Source organism: Escherichia sp. E4385 (genome assembly GCF_963883145.1).
Classification (GTDB): Bacteria; Pseudomonadota; Gammaproteobacteria; order Enterobacterales; family Enterobacteriaceae; genus Escherichia.
The window spans coordinates 1-15,521 of the sequence record NZ_CAWOOJ010000009.1 but is presented as its reverse complement, the minus strand read 5'-3'; the positions used below and the strand labels follow the sequence as shown (position 1 = coordinate 15,521).

Sequence of the window (15,521 nt, the reverse complement as noted above, 5' to 3'; positions counted from 1 at the left end):
ATGAAAATTTTTCGCCCACTTTGGGAGGACGGGGCTGCGCTGGCCCCGCAACAGTTCCAGCAGCAGGCCCGCTGGAATGCGCACGTTGCCGATACCGTTGCAAGAATGGGGATTTCCCATCCCTGGGGCGTGGTGAATGCTGAATTTGACACCGCCGCCCTGGCGCTGTCACGGCTAAATGCTACCCGTCTGGTGGTACGTTTCCAGGATGGCACGATCGTTGATACCGACCTGGCGGATAATCTTCCTCCGGTTTGTGATTTATCCGTCGCAATGTCGGCGACCACCTTGCCTTATACCACCATCTTACTGACACACCGGCAGAACCTAAACTCCAGGCCCAACAGCGTCTGCGCGCTGATGGTGCACTGCTGGATGACTGGCATCGTCGCGGTGAGCCTGTGCGTTATCGCCTCGGACTGTATCAGGGACTGCGTCTTGTACCTGTTATTGAAGCCGTCATGGATGACCTGGCACCACCGTCGTTCTCTTCACCTGTTATCCAAAAAATCGTCCCGGGGCAGAAGATTATCCGCCTCGACAGTATGTCGCTATCTGATTCCGGCAAATCGGTGCTGAAGGCCGGGTCCACCAAAATGTTGGTTAATTCACTGGTGGGAGTCAGAGCAAAACCGGGCTGGTTGATTGTGGTCGCTGGCCACACGGATAACACCGGGAACGCACAACTAAACCAGACGCTTTCTCAGAAACGTGCCGAAGCGGTGCGCGTCTGGATGCATGAAACCGGTGACGTACCGGAGAGCTGTTTTGCGGTACAGGGCTATGGCGAAAGCCGTCCGGTCGCAACCAATGACACCCCAGAGGGCCGTGCGCTCAACCGGCGTGTCGAAATCAGTCTGGTACCGCAGGCTAATGCCTGTCAGATACCTGGACACACCCTGGCGTCATCGCAGGATGATGGCGCATCACAACATAATGGAGAGTAATTCCATGGCAATACCTGTTTATCTTTGGCTGAAGGACGATGGCGGCGCGGACATCAAAGGGTCTGTGGACGTTCAGGATCGTGAAGGCAGCATCGAAGTCGTGGCTCAGGAACACAACCTGTACATCCCGACTGATAACAACACAGGCAAACTGACCGGCACCCGTATCCATACTCCGTTCCTGTTCACCAAGGAAATCGACTCCTCCAGCCCGTACTTGTACAAGGCAGTGACCACCGGTCAGACCCTCAAGTCTGCCGAATTCAAGTGGTACAAAATCAACGACGCAGGCCAGGAAGTGGAGTACTTCAACACCAAACTTGAGAACGTGAAAGTGGTGAAGGTGAATCCTGAAATGTATGACATCAAGGATCCTTCTAAAGAGAAGCACAACCACCTTGAGCGCATTGAACTGCGTTACGAAAAAATCACCTGGACCTACAAAGACGGCAACATCATTCATTCCGATTCCTGGAACGAACGCGCCACCGCCTAAGCCACGAGCGGACAGAGTTTCTCTGTCCGTTTTTTGTTTTTGCTGAACGTCTGAAGCCAACGGGCTTTCAGCAAAAACTCCACAATCTGTCAGCACGACCGTATGCGCTTTGGTCTTCCTCACGGAAAACAGCGAGGGGCGGTAGTGTGTTCAGAAACCGACAAAGAGAGATATTCATGGAAAATCCAGCCATTTTGCTGCGACGTCTGAATCCTTATTGCGCCCGTGCGATGGAAGGCGCGGCTTCACTCTGTCAGATTCGCGCGCATGCGGAAATTTTGCCAGAGCACTGGCTGCTGAAACTTCTTGAGCAGGGCGAGGGGGATCTCACAGTGCTGGCACGCCGCTACGAGTGGGACATGGACACTCTCTGGCAAGATTTGCTTGCCTGGCTCGACAAACAACCGCGCTCGGTGCGCCATCGCCCGCAGCTTTCAGAAAATATCCAGATATTGATGCAACAAGCCTGGCTGATTGCCTCACTGGCGGGAGAAGAACAGATTCGAAGTCACCACCTGCTGATGGCGCTGGTGGCTAAACAGAAGCTGGTGCGCTGCGATGGTCTGTGGCCATTGCTGACTCTGGGCCAGAGCCAGTTAGAGTGCCTGCGCCCGCTACTGGATGCCCAGTCAGACGAGCGAGCGCAGGTACAGCAGGAAGCCGAAATTACGGGGAGCCACGGTGGGGACGTGGAGTTTATTGGGCGTCCAGTAGGGAGTGAGATGAAAGATGGGGAACTGAGTCCGGCGCTGCAGAATGCGCTGGATAAATTCACCCATGACGTCACCGCCCAGGCGCGTGAAGGTAAAATTGATCCGGTATTTGGCCGCGATAGTGAAATCCGCCAGATGGTGGACATTCTTTCTCGTCGCCGAAAAAATAACCCAATCCTGGTCGGTGAGCCAGGTGTCGGGAAAACCGCACTGGTTGAAGGTCTGGCGCTCAGAATCTCTGACGGTAATGTCCCTGAATCCCTCAAACCGGTGGTGCTACGCACTCTTGACCTCGGGCTGCTGCAGGCGGGGGCGGGAGTGAAGGGGGAATTTGAGCAGCGCCTGAAAAACGTGATTAATGCTGTACAGCAGTCTCCGGTACCTATCTTGCTGTTTATCGATGAGGCCCATACCATCATCGGCGCAGGTAACCAGGCTGGTGGTGCTGATGCTGCCAATTTGCTGAAACCTGCCCTGGCGCGCGGTGAGTTACGTACCATCGCCGCGACGACCTGGTCTGAGTATAAACAATACTTTGAGCGCGATGCCGCACTCGAACGCCGCTTCCAGATGGTGAAAGTTGACGAGCCGGACGACGACACGGCTTGTCTGATGTTGCGTGGCCTGAAATCCCGTTATGCCGAACATCATAATGTGCACATCACTGATGATGCGGTGTGCGCTGCCGTTACGTTATCCCGACGTTATCTGACAGGCCGTCAACTCCCGGACAAAGCCGTTGACCTGCTCGACACTGCAAGCGCTCGCGTGCGTATGAGTCTCGACACCGTACCCGAACAGTTGACCCGTATCCGTTCCCGGATTACCTCTCTTGAAATGGAGAGACAAGCGCTACAGGAAGACATTACCGTCGGTAATCAAAATCACGGAGAACGCTTGCCGGCAATCGAACAGGAAGAGAAAAACGTCATCGTTGAACTCCACGAACTTGAAACCCAGTACGGCCAGGAACTGAAACTTACTGAACAACTACGGGAATGCCGCCAGGACATTTCCCGTCAGAGCGAAACGCATGCCCTGCAACAGGAGCTGAACGGTTTACAGCAGGGCAATCCGTTGTTGTCGGTGGATGTGGATGTGCGCACTGTTGCAACAGTGATTGCCGACTGGACCGGCGTGCCGCTTTCTTCGCTGATGAAAGACGAACAGACTGAACTGCTTACCCTGGAAAATGAAATCGGTAAACGTGTAGTCGGTCAGAATATTGCGCTTGAAGCCATCGCCCGGCGCCTGCGCGCCGCTAAAACTGGCCTCACCTCTGAGAACGGTCCACAGGGTGTATTCCTGCTGGTTGGTCCAAGCGGTGTAGGAAAAACTGAAACCGCGCTGGCGCTGGCGGATGTGCTGTACGGTGGCGAAAAATCGCTGATTACCATTAACCTGTCGGAATACCAGGAGCCACACACAGTTTCCCAGCTGAAAGGTTCTCCACCTGGTTACATCGGCTACGGCCAGGGCGGCATCCTTACCGAAGCCGTACGTAAGCGTCCGTACAGTGTGGTGCTGCTCGATGAAGTCGAAAAAGCGCACCGTGACGTGATGAATCTGTTCTATCAGGTATTCGATCGTGGTTTTATGCGCGACGGCGAAGGGCGAGAAATTGACTTCCGCAATACCGTTATTTTGATGACCTCCAACCTTGGTAGCGACCACCTGATGCAGTTGCTGGACGAACAACCGGAAGCCACCGAGGCAGACCTGCACGAACTGCTGCGCCCGATACTGCGCGACCACTTCCAGCCTGCGCTGCTCGCCCGTTTCCAGACCGTGATTTACCGTCCGCTGGCAGAAGCAGCCATGCACACGATTGTGGAGATGAAACTCTCCCAGGTCAGCCAGCGCTTACAGCGCCACTACGGCCTGACCACGCTGATTGACGAAAGTCTGTACGACGCGCTGACCGCAGCCTGCCTGTTACCGGACACCGGGGCGCGCAATGTCGACAGCTTACTCAACCAACAAATTCTGCCGGTGCTGAGTCAGCAATTGCTGACTCATATGGCGGCGAAACAAAAGCCAGCGTCGTTGACGCTGGGGTGGAATGATGAAGAAGGGGTTGTGCTGGAGTTTAAATATGACTGAAGGAACCTTATGAGTCTGACAGATACCATCTTCAGCACGGCGAAAGTGGCAGTGACAGACCCGGTCGCCAGCACGAACCGTGATGCGGTGGAGGTCAATTGATGAGCACGTTAAATGCCCTGGTTAGCGCCTGTCAGACAGAGCCGACGACACTCCTTGACGCTACCCGTGAGCGAGTGGTGCAGTGGAGCAATTGGCTGCAGCCGTTACCCGGAGAGTCATCAGTGGGGGATGACCCAGGTTATGACGATGGCTTCCAGCAAATGCGCGAGGAGGTCAACAAACTTTCCGGGGCGGATACTGAGCTTATCTGCCAGTTGGCGGAGAAAGTGCTCACCACCACCGCTAAAGACATTCGTGTGGCGACGTATTACTGCTGGGCCAGGTTGCATCGTGAAGGCGAGCAGGGGCTGGCAGAGGGACTCGAACTGCTGGCGGGTCTGATAGACCGTTTCGGTGTGCAACTGCATCCACAGCGCAACCGCAGCCGTAAGGCAGCACTGGAGTGGCTGGCAGGTTCACGCATGACGGATTCTCTTTCACTGTATCCGGAAGTGGTCAGGGAAGATGCGCAGCGCACCATCGGTGCGCTGCTGCTGATAGCGCAGCTCACCGAAAATGAGCCGGATGAAACCCGCCCAGAACTTAACGCGCTGTATGGTGCGCTGGAAAACCGCCTGCAGAAAGCGGGCGGTGTGGATGCAGTTGTACCGCAGAACGCCAGTACTACTGAGACACTTTCCACTGCGAGTCACAGCGATGCCCCAGCTATCGGGAGAATCACTTCCGGTCAGGATTTGCTGGCGCAGGCGCGCACACTCAGCGAATACCTGCGCGAACAGCCCGACGGTTGGTTGTCGGCGCACCATCTGATGAAAAGTCTGCGTCACGATACCCTGCAGGCTATTCCGGCTCCAGATGCACAGGGGCGAACTCGCATCGAACCCCCAAGAGCAGACCAGCGAGCGTTGCTCAAACGTCTGTACCTGCAGCAAAACTGGGCTGAAATTCTGGAAACGGCAGACAGTACTTTTTCCCGCGGTGCTAACCACCTGTGGCTGGATCTGCAATGGTATATCCACCAGGCGCTGACGAAGTCCGGTAAGGAGATAGTGGCTGACATTATTGCCGCTGATCTGAAGGGGCTACTGACCCGGCTATCCGGGCTGGAGACGCTGGCATTCAGTGACGGTACGCCGTTTGCTGATGAAGTGACGCTGAACTGGATCCAGCAGAGCGTACTGGATACCACCGCTGGGTGGGGCAAAGAAACGCCTTCCGCCCGTATGGCCGAAGTGAATGACGACATTCTGGCTCTGGAGTCGGAAGCCGTGGCGCTGGCGGACAGCGAAAGCCCGGATGCGGCACTGAGCTGGTTACAGCATCGACCAGGCATCGCCACTGCGCGGCAGCAGTGGCTGCTGCGCCTGCTAATGGGGCGTATTGCAGAACAGTACGGAAAAAATGAGCTCGCGGTGCACCTGTTTGCAGAGCTGGGTGAGCGTGCCACAGAAGTGGCCCTTAGCGACTGGGAACCCGAGCTGCTGTTTGAGGTACAGGCCCGTCATCTGAAACTCCTCAGACTGAAAGCCAGTCGCAGTGAGGCTGACAAGATTCGCCTCGGGCCTGCTATGGAAAAATTGCTAGGCGGGCTGATTCAGCTCGATCCGGCGCGGGCCGCGGTGTTATGTGGTTAGAGAAAGTTATTGGCTGGATAAAAGGAGGATGAATAAGCGTGGCTCATAATTTATAGCAAGGTACTTTCTCACATTTTTTATCTGGTCAGTCATTCAGAAAAATAACTACTGAATTTGAGATTTTAAATGAGGAGATAAAACCTATGTCTCTGACTACTCGCGAAGTGGTGAGATAACTTCCACTTTTGGGGAAGAAAACATTGTTTCCTATATTTTGAGTAACTATTTTATGGAAAATTTAACCCCGCGTTATTACGACGCAGAAATGCGCTACCTGCGTGAAGCCGCGAAAGAGTTTGCACACAATCATCCGGACCGGGCAGCGATGTTAGACCTGGATAAGGTCGGCACTCCGGATCAGGTGAATAACACCTGGCGGATCGTGTTGAGTCGTGACGACCTTGACCCGGATTCAGCCAGAATCATTGAAGCAGGAAGTGAACGGTTGACTCTGAAGGCGTTGAAAGATGAATGACACTCCGCGTCCGTCGCTATATGAAACCCTGTTTGGGAATTTTACCGGAGGTCTGGATCTGAATCAGGTTAGCGAGCAGAACCAGATAATCCTCTCTGTACTGGACAATATGCAGCGCATTCTTAACAGTCGTGCCGGCACGCTGGCACATCTGCCGGACTATGGTCTACCGGATATGACCAAAATTCTCCAGGGAATGCCGGGGACGGCGCATGAAATGATGGGGACGTTATCTACCGTACTGCTCAAATATGAGCCGCGTCTGAAAAAAATAACCGTTGTTCTGCTGGAACAGGCAGTCCCTGGCGAGCTGTGCTATGCCATTGACGCTGAACTCAAAGATGTTGGTCTGGTGCGTTATGGCACTGAATTTATGCCTGAAGGGCGAGTCCTGTTGAGACACCTGAAACAGCAGTATCTCGACACGGCAGCTCGTATTTAAGGTCTGGTTTTAGCGTTTCTCCCTAACCCCGTCAGTATCTGCTACGCCCTGAATATGCAGAACACCAAGCTGCATAAACAATCATCTTCTATAACCGCAAGTACGTCAGATGGATAACTGGTCATGAATGACATTACCCCACGTAGAATTAAAACCGGCGGTGACCCGCGAAGGCTACCGGATTATGCCGCTTTGTGTGATGAACTCAATAAGCTAACGCATCCGGCACGTCCTGATGTGAACTGGCGTTATGCTGAAAAACTGTGTCTCTCACTGTTTGAGCAAAATGGTGTTGAGCTGCAGACTGCGGCCTGGTATACGCTGGCCCGTACGCAGCTGGCCGGATTGTTTGGTCTGAATGAAGGGTTGGCAATACTGGAGGCTCTGATAAGCCATCAGTGGGGTGTGCTTTGGCCACAGCCTGTCCATGTTCGGATTGAGATCCTCAGTAATCTGAGCCAGCGTTTGCAACAACGGATGCGCTCACTTCCGCTGAAATACAGCGACCTTAGCCAACTGTATCGGGCAGAGCAACTGCTTACCCGTTTGGGGGCAGTTTTACAGCGCCTGGAACTCAGACATCTCAGTCAGCTGGATACATTGCGTACCCTGATACATAACAACGCTGTCAGGCTGGAGAACAGCGATGACACAATCTGTACAGGGGCGACAATTCAGTCGGGTATCGTTTCGCATGCTCCGGTCATGAATGACGTGGGTATAACAACAGGTTCCCATACTGGTCGTTCGTTTGAAGATATCCGGGCGCCAGACAGTGCAGTGCAATGGGTGTACGTTACACAGCCGAACGTGGAGGTACTGCCGGCAATACCTGAGCCAGTAAAAAAATGGAAATCTTTTGTCGGTGGGATGTGTACCATGCTGGTGATAGGTGCAGCAACGCTATGGACGTGGCAGTTTTTGCATCGGCCGGACCCGTTACAAACCCAGTTTACTGCCTCTCTGGCACCGTTACCCGCAGTACTCACGTCTGAACAATTGGATTTATTGCGTCAGCAATCTCCGTTGCCACAAGCTTTAATTACGCAAACACAACAGCAGCTTTCGCTTCTGGACAAGCTACCGCCGGACTGGCTCATAACCCGGGAAAGGCAGCTTGTCGAACAGGCCCAGGTGATATGGCCGGAGCGCGCAAAGCCCCTGATACAGCAGTGGCAGCAACAATTTAATGTCGCTGCGTTGCCGACAGAAAATTTGAATGGCTGGCATCAGGGAATGGTTACGCTACAGAAACTGAGTGAACGACTAAACGGACTGGATGAGCATAAGGGGAAATACATGACGGTCAGTGAGCTGAAGTCAGTGGTGTTTTCAACGATACAGTCTTTTAATCAATCCATACCGGCTGAAGAGCAACTGCGGATACTGGAACAGTTGTCGGCAGGACAACCACTTCCTCCTGCCGCAGGGGCTGAGGCAGAGATGCATCTGAAACAGCTCATCGCCAGATATGCCGACATTAGACAGAATGCTTTGAAATTAAAAGGCGTTAACGATTACGAATGACCTGTAGCAACGATCTGAAATTTACCGTAGCCAGAAAAAGAAAAAGCCCCGCTTTGCAGCGAGGCCTTATGAATAGTGGTGCCCGGACTCGGAATCGAACCAAGGACACGGGGATTTTCAATCCCTGATTTAAACACGCATAGAACGTTTGTTACCTGTAAATCGTACACAGGTGACTTATATGCATGTAATTTCAGTAATTTCTACCAAAGGTGGTGAAGGTAAATCTACTCACTCCGCTAACCTGGCTGGCTTCTGTGCCGACGCAGGTCTTAAAACCCTTTTGATTGACGGCGACTACGCCCAGCCAACTGCCTCCAGTTACTACTCCTTACGCTATGAAGCCCCATGCGGTCTTTACGAAATGTTGATGCAGACCGTAGATCTCAACCATCCCGAGCAACTGATTTCTCAGACCTGCATCGATAATCTTGACCTGATTATCTCTAACGATCCCCATGAACAACTCAAGACGGCGATGATGCATGCGCCGGATGGCAGAATTCGTCTGCGCAACTTACTCCAGCATCCGCTGTTTGCTGCTTACGATGCCATCATCATTGATTCACAGGGCGCGCGTTCAATCATGCTGGAACTGGTGTTGTTGGCAACAACACATACGGCAGTGGCGATGGTAAAACCGGTTGTCCCGGATGTCAGGGAGTTCCTGCGAGGAACAGTGACACTAATGGAGGAACTTCTGCCTTATCGTGGGTTTGGTCTTACTCTGCCGCCAATGAAAGTCCTGGTCAACTGTATGGACTACACCCTGCTGGCTGAAGAAGCACTGAGTGCGTTAACCACGATTATTGCTGATGGAGCATATAGCAAAGCAGATATTCCCCCCGTCACTCTGCTTGAAACGCAAATTTACGACCTTGAAGTCTACAAGCTTGGTCATACGAGGGGGCAACCAGCTCACCGTCTTGAATACCAGACCGACCGGAAAAGTCTACCAGCTGCGAAGACCATGCATTATCTGGCCTGTGAATTATTCCCTGAATGGCGCGACCGCTTTGATGTGGTACTGCAAAACCAGCCGAAGGGGGATAGATAATGAAAATATTCTCCCCGTCCTGGCTGGCCCGTTTGAATAAAGCTCTGGTCGAATGTCGTAGCACAGGAGGCCTGCATGAATAACACAGAACAGATATTGCCGCCGCATTCAATCAGCGCCGAGCAGGCCGTCCTTGGCGGTTTGATGCTTGATAACGATCGTTGGGATGATATTGCGACGATTGTCTCTGCTGACTGTTTTTATTCACGACCGCATGGCATGATTTTTTCTGCGATGCAGACGTTGTTACTTCAGAACAAGCCTATCGATCTGATCACGCTTGCGGAATCAATGGAGCTGCAGGGCACATTAGAACAGTGCGGCGGTTTTGCCTATCTCGCCGAACTTTCCAAAAATACGCCCAGTTCAGCGAATATTGTGGCTTATGCGGAGTATGTTGCTAGCTACGGCCAGAAACGTCAGTTACTAGCACTGGGGTACGATCTGGTCGGGCAGGCCAGCAATGTCAGAAGTGACCTGATGGTGTTACTGGATGAAGCTGAGCGCCGCATATTTGCTATTGCCGAACAGCAATCTCCGGATGGTGACGTTGATTTACCTGCTTCACTTGAAGTCTTCCTTAACCGATTGGAGCAACGTTGCGGTAGTGAGGACCTGATTACCGGTACACCTACCGGTTTTACGCAACTTAACAGTATGACCAGCGGCTTCCAGTCCAGTGATCTGATTCTCCTGGCTGGCCGTCCGTCGATGGGGAAAACCGCGCTCGGGCTGGCGTTCTGCGAAGGTGCATTGAACGAGCGCCCGGATATGGCAGTGCAGGTCTACAGCCTGGAAATGCCTACCGAGCAGCTGCTGATGCGATTTACCGCCATGTTGGGGCGTGTGCCTCTGCAACATCTGCGCAATGGCGATATGCAGGATGAAGACTGGGCGCGGGTCGGTGTAGCAATGAAAGTCCTGCTTGAAGACTGGAAAGACAGGCTGGTGATTGACGATTCCAGCTATATGACACCGGCGCTCCTGCGTTCCCGGGTGAGAAAAAATATCCGTAAATACGGCCATCCATCCGTAATCCTGTTGGATTATCTGCAACTGATGCGCTGCCCGGGGCAGGAGAACCGGACGCAGGAGATTGCGGAGATATCCCGCTCGCTTAAAGCGCTGGCGAAAGAAATTGGCTGTCCGGTGGTGGCGTTGTCACAGCTCAATCGGTCACTGGAAAGTCGGGTAGATAAGCGCCCGAATAATGGCGATTTGCGTGACTCCGGGGCGCTGGAGCAGGATGCCGATCTGATTATGTTTGTTTATCGGGACGAAGTGTATGACGCCGATACGCATGAACCTGGTGTGGCTGAAATTATTCTTGGCAAGCAGCGCAATGGGCCTATCGGCACAATAAAGGTGCAATATCAGGCGGAGATTACCCGTTTCGAGGATTTCATTGGAGGTCGCTATGACTTCTAAGAAACCTAGCCAACTGGGCGAAAAGCTACTCCAGCGTGGTCGTACCCCAAATACTGAAAGCGCCGCCGTGGTGTTGCCGGTCAATGAGATGCCGATGGTTCTGACGCTGGAGCAGTTGCGCCCGAATCCCGATAACCCCCGTACTTCCCGTAATCCGAAGTATGACGATATCAAAGCGTCGATCTGCGCACGGGGGCTTGATTCGGTGCCAAAAGTCACCAGAGATCCGGAAAGCCCGGAGGATGTTTATATCTTCAGCGACGGCGGCAACACTCGCTATTCCATTCTGACGGAACTGTATGCAGAAACAGGCGATGAGCGTTTTCGCCGTGTTCAGTGCATCGTGAAACCGTGGCCCGGGCGTTTGCAGTGTGTCATCGGGCATCTGGCCGAGAATGATGTGCGTGGCGAGCTGTCATTTATTGAAAAAGCCTTCGGTATCGAGAAGGCACGGGCTATTTACGAGGAACAACTGGGGCGTGAAGTGAGTCAGCGCGAGCTGGCCGACCTGCTGAAAGAAGCGGGTTATCCGGTTCACCATTCGAATATCAGCCGTATGGTGGCGACAATCGAATATCTATGGCCGTGGATGCCCAATTTGCTTAATTCGGGTATGGGACGGCCTCAGATTGCCCAGCTAATTACGTTGCGAACAGCGGCAGAAAAAGCTTGGCAAGCCTTCAGTCAGAACGTTGCGTTATCCCCGGAACAGGAATTTAACGATGTATTCGGCGGTGTCTGTCGCGCCTTTGATGACCCGGACCACTACTCTGTCGATGTTTTTAAAGAAGAACTGATTGCGGCCCTGTTGAAGGCTATGCCCGATCCACAACTGACCTACGATAGCTGGCTGATTGAACTCGATCCGCAGGAACAGAACCGTCGCAAATTGTTCGGCGAGCCGGAGCCGCTTCCCCAGCATGTTCTGGATGCAGACAAAAACAATGATGAGCCTTCACCACCACCGGCTGAGGAGCTGCCATCCGTCACTACTGACTCCAGGCCATCGGGGAAAAAGCCTGCCGCTACTGAAGCTGATTCCTCTGACCATATTGACCAACAGTCTGATGAAGAACAGCTGGATCTTTATGATGGGAACCTAAACAGGAATTCAACACCTGATTTACCAGACACTTTTCCGGGTGCTGAGCCAGAGCCTGGTGTTAATGATGATGCGCTTCAGGAACTACCTGCAAATTCCATTACGTTTGCTGCGAACGGGCTGGAGCCGGTAACCGATATCTGGCATATCCCGGCTTTGCAGGATGATGTTGAACATCTACAGGACATCGCGTTTCGCCTGTCGTTTGAACTGGCGGAGGTGATGGGAATTGAGAGCACGGTTCTGGAGGATAAATCCTTTCTGAGTACGGGTTATATCCTTCGATCAACACCTGAGGGTGAGCTACTGAGCGCATTGTGTGGTGATGTGACTTATACCCCATTATCAGCCTTGACCGGGTTCCTTCTTGGTGCCAGTGGCCCGTTCGATGATCCTCTGTTTGATGATGTTTACGCGGTGAAATTTCTGCGGTTGATCAGAATTGTGCGTCGTTTACGTGAGCTGCAACGCCAGACATTCAGGGAGGGTGCAGCATGAAAGCAGACTGGGTTGATGAGGCACAGGAAGTGACCCAACTGATGGTCGATAGCCAGATTGAGCGCATTCGATCTTCGTTGATCTCACCGACGATGTCGTCTGCTGAATGCGAACTCTGTGGACATGCGATCCCGGAGGCCCGTCGCAGAGCTATTTCTGGTGTCAGGCTGTGCGTTGAATGCCAGACCATTGCCGAGTTTCGGCGGCGTGTTGGATAAGGGGGATTCGATGAAAGCTGAAGCCACATCGTTGATTGTTATCCTACTTTGTTTTCTGGTATGGACTGTTGATATTGCGATTATTTATGAGGGGAGTGCGCAATGAATGCATTGTTAACGCAGATAGTTATGGAGCTAAAGTCGGGCAATATCCGCCGTTGTGAAGCTATGGGGTTAACCCTGGAAGAGATTCAGGAACTTAACAGCTTAACCGTTGAAGATCTGCATTATCTGGTAAATACGCAGGTATCTCTTCTAACCTTTCGTATCAACCATACCAACCTTAACACCATGCTGGCGCAGGCTCGTCGTGAGCAGACCCGGACGCAGCGGATAGACAGGGCGTTAACGCTGGGTGGATCTATCGAGCTGATGCAGCATTTTTTCGGTCTGACGGCGACGGAGGTCAGCTCCCGGCGACGCCTGGTTGGTGTTGTAACACGGCAGGGGCGCAGCCAGATCCCCACAGAAGAACAGGAGCTGGCGGTGTGGCAACAGTGGAAGGCATCGAACGTTGACAACCGGGAATCACTGGATGCGCTGGAAGCCATAATGTTAATCGCTGAGCAGCAGGATATCTCGTTAACCGCAGTCTGGACGCTAACCAAAGGTTGGAGTGCTGCCTCATGACTGCTGTTCCCGTCGATGATGTTATCCAGCGTACGCTGGCAAAGATGCAAAACCGGATTGAGCAAAAAACGCAGTCCGGTGAGCAGAGTAATGAGCAGAGTGGATTGCTCTTTCTGGGGAACGTGCATGATGCCGTTCCCCGGCGTTTATTTCTGGATAGCCGGTTATCGCCGCTGGATAAAATGGCGTGGGTGATGATCCGGCTGTACGCCCAACAGAACGAGGGCGCTGTTTTTCCTACCTACGACGAATTGCAGTGCCAGCTCGCGCTTCCTCATTCGGATAAAGCCTCCCGGGAGACAATCAGCAGGGCGCTGTTAATGCTGCGTCTGACCGGGTGGCTGAGCTTGTGCAAGCGTGTCCGGGATAAATCAGGTCGTATTCGCGGCAATATCTACGCTCAGCATGATGAACCGCTGGGACTGTTTGATTCGGAATACTTCGATCCCGGCTGGTTTGATGCCGTGGCTGATGCCTGCCGGCACACTAATAAAACGATACGCCTCACTGCGCTGGCTGTTTTGCAGGACATGAAATCCGATACTCGTATGCGCCACCGGCACTCACGCGTTGCGTTGATCGAAGCCCGGTTATCCGCGCCACAAACTCCGCAGGAAATGGTGTCATCGCGGCAGAAGAAAACTCACGGTTCTGAAACCGAACTCGGTCAAAAAACACAGAGTTCGGAATCCGAACTGGGCCATCTGAAGGGGGATATTTTTCCGGGTTCGGATTCCGAACTAAGCCGGAAATCAAGGGATGGCGGCTTAGTTCGAAAATCGAACCGTTACGTACGTAGTTTTACACAGAGTGTAAAAGATACGTACGTAGAAGGCGAAAGTCGGTTGTCGTGGTCGACGAAGGTAATCGAACGGCTGAATACGCCCGACAGGGATATGCTGGAGCGGCAACTTAGCGCGTTACCTGAAGGGCTGGGACAGCGGATTCTGGACGATCTGGCTGACCGCATGAAAGCGACAGAGGTCAGGAACGTCACTGCGTATCTGCTGGCAAACCTGAAACGGGCGAGAGAAGGGCAGTTTAACGTTGGAGATGCGCGTGTTCTGCATACGCTTGTAAAACAGACATCGGTTAGTGTGCCACCACTCAATGAGAAAAAAGAGGTCAAACGCGCCCGGAGAGAGTTTGTGTCTGGCGTGATGGCTGAGATTAGGGGGAATTATTTCAGCTCATAAAGTGAGCACTGTTGACAGTGTCAACAGCAAGGGAGAATAAACATGCCTTATTATCATGGTCGCTAGTATTTATATGACGAAGCATGGACGAGAACCGTAGTAGTTATTTTAGGTCATAAAACGACCAGTGTTGACAGTGTCAACACTAAGGAACTGATAGTGGTTTAAGGGCAGGAGGGAAATGAGATTTAATCTGTAATTTTTCTTGCTGAGGTTTGTGGCAGGTAACCCTGAAAAATACTAAAAATGCAAATACGGTTTTTTGTGGGGAAAACATCGTAGTTTTTGTTTACTTCTTTTTTTGATAGAAAAAGGAAGTTTAAATGAAATACTCTAAAATTTATTTACTTGTTATGTCTGCACTGTTATCAGGCCCTGCGATGGCTGATTTTACTGAGGATGGCTCAGGACATATCCGCTGGCGTAACGAATGCACTCGTTCTGGCGGCGGGGATGAAAACTGTACAAATATGGATGAGCGAAGCGTCGCAGACGCAGTTAATACAGGTATTGATATTTCAAAAAATTATACAGATCAAAAATATAATGAAATGAAATCGTATGTCGAAAATAATTCGGGGGTAGAGAAAAGTTATGTTGATGCTGGCGATGCCGCAGCTAAATCATATGCAGATAATAAAGCATCTACAGCAGAGTCTAATGCAAAAAAATACGCAGACACGACAAGTGCTACTGCTGAATCTAATGCTAATGATTACACTGATTCAAAAATCAGTGATATGAAGAGCTATGTTGACAACTCTATTTCTAATTTCGGTTCAGGGGTTGAACAGAGTTATGTTGATGCTGGCGATGCTGCATCAAAAGATTATACTGATAGCAAATCTGCCGCTGATCGTTCCTATACTGAACAGCAAGCCGATAAAGCTGAGACTGACGCTAATATCTATACCGATTCAAAAATTGTTGATGCCAATACGTACACCGACACTCAGGTAACGAACGCCATCGATGATATGCGCTCCTACACT

The 15,521-nt window shown here is 52.1% G+C and carries 12 protein-coding genes and 4 pseudogenes; all 16 read left to right on the top strand.

Annotated elements, in window-relative coordinates; genetic code table 11:
- A pseudogene (tssK, locus tag AACS80_RS08125) lies at nucleotides 1-276 on the top strand (type VI secretion system baseplate subunit TssK); the annotation flags it as partial.
- Nucleotides 270-947: pseudogene (locus AACS80_RS08120) on the top strand (OmpA family protein); the annotation flags it as partial. The pseudogenes tssK and AACS80_RS08120, both read left to right, overlap by 7 nt.
- Nucleotides 948-951: 4 nt before the next feature.
- Nucleotides 952-1,443 carry a type VI secretion system effector Hcp gene (hcp, locus tag AACS80_RS08115; protein ID WP_024558534.1) on the top strand — a complete coding sequence of 164 codons (492 nt, stop codon included), beginning with the start codon at nucleotides 952-954 and terminating at the stop codon, nucleotides 1,441-1,443.
- Nucleotides 1,444-1,619: 176 nt separating this feature from the next.
- Nucleotides 1,620-4,259 carry a type VI secretion system ATPase TssH gene (gene tssH, locus AACS80_RS08110; RefSeq protein ID WP_138183737.1) on the top strand — a complete coding sequence of 880 codons (2,640 nt, stop codon included), beginning with the start codon at nucleotides 1,620-1,622 and terminating at the stop codon, nucleotides 4,257-4,259.
- Nucleotides 4,260-4,360: 101 nt separating this feature from the next.
- On the top strand, nucleotides 4,361-5,956 hold the full coding sequence (gene tssA, locus AACS80_RS08105; protein WP_135410435.1) for a type VI secretion system protein TssA: 1,596 nt from the start codon (nucleotides 4,361-4,363) through the stop codon (nucleotides 5,954-5,956).
- 229 nt (nucleotides 5,957-6,185) lie between these two features.
- Nucleotides 6,186-6,314, top strand: a pseudogene (locus tag AACS80_RS23945) (type VI secretion system baseplate subunit TssF); the annotation flags it as partial.
- Nucleotides 6,306-6,431: pseudogene (locus AACS80_RS23940) on the top strand (type VI secretion system lipoprotein TssJ); the annotation flags it as partial. The pseudogenes AACS80_RS23945 and AACS80_RS23940, both read left to right, overlap by 9 nt.
- Complete coding sequence (gene tssE, locus AACS80_RS08095) at nucleotides 6,424-6,873, top strand: type VI secretion system baseplate subunit TssE (protein ID WP_130207931.1); 450 nt, start codon at nucleotides 6,424-6,426, stop codon at nucleotides 6,871-6,873. The pseudogene AACS80_RS23940 and the gene tssE, both read left to right, overlap by 8 nt.
- A 123-nt stretch (nucleotides 6,874-6,996) precedes the next feature.
- Nucleotides 6,997-8,400: a VasL domain-containing protein gene (locus AACS80_RS08090; RefSeq protein WP_135410434.1), complete on the top strand. Its 1,404-nt coding sequence runs from the start codon at nucleotides 6,997-6,999 to the stop codon at nucleotides 8,398-8,400.
- 181 nt (nucleotides 8,401-8,581) lie between these two features.
- Nucleotides 8,582-9,457: a ParA family protein gene (locus AACS80_RS08085; protein ID WP_135410433.1), complete on the top strand. Its 876-nt coding sequence runs from the start codon at nucleotides 8,582-8,584 to the stop codon at nucleotides 9,455-9,457.
- A 75-nt stretch (nucleotides 9,458-9,532) separates the two neighbouring features.
- Nucleotides 9,533-10,885, top strand: a complete 1,353-nt coding sequence (gene dnaB-PI / locus AACS80_RS08080) for an SPI-7-type island replicative DNA helicase (protein ID WP_135410432.1) — start codon at nucleotides 9,533-9,535, stop codon at nucleotides 10,883-10,885.
- Nucleotides 10,875-12,485 carry a ParB family protein gene (locus tag AACS80_RS08075; RefSeq protein WP_135410431.1) on the top strand — a complete coding sequence of 537 codons (1,611 nt, stop codon included), beginning with the start codon at nucleotides 10,875-10,877 and terminating at the stop codon, nucleotides 12,483-12,485. The genes dnaB-PI and AACS80_RS08075 overlap by 11 nt, the downstream gene beginning before the upstream one ends.
- Nucleotides 12,482-12,703 carry a TraR/DksA C4-type zinc finger protein gene (locus AACS80_RS08070; RefSeq protein WP_135410430.1) on the top strand — a complete coding sequence of 74 codons (222 nt, stop codon included), beginning with the start codon at nucleotides 12,482-12,484 and terminating at the stop codon, nucleotides 12,701-12,703. The genes AACS80_RS08075 and AACS80_RS08070 overlap by 4 nt, the downstream gene beginning before the upstream one ends.
- 102 nt (nucleotides 12,704-12,805) lie before the next feature.
- Nucleotides 12,806-13,333, top strand: coding sequence for a DUF2857 domain-containing protein (locus AACS80_RS08065; protein WP_135410429.1), 528 nt, complete (start codon nucleotides 12,806-12,808; stop codon nucleotides 13,331-13,333).
- A complete protein-coding gene (locus AACS80_RS08060) occupies nucleotides 13,330-14,529 on the top strand; it encodes an STY4528 family pathogenicity island replication protein (RefSeq protein ID WP_135410428.1) in 1,200 nt (399 codons plus the stop codon). Before AACS80_RS08065 ends, AACS80_RS08060 begins: the two co-directional genes overlap by 4 nt.
- Nucleotides 14,530-14,852: 323 nt before the next feature.
- Nucleotides 14,853-15,521 (top strand): hypothetical protein (locus AACS80_RS08055; protein WP_445236443.1); only part of this gene is annotated, 669 nt, incomplete at its 3' end.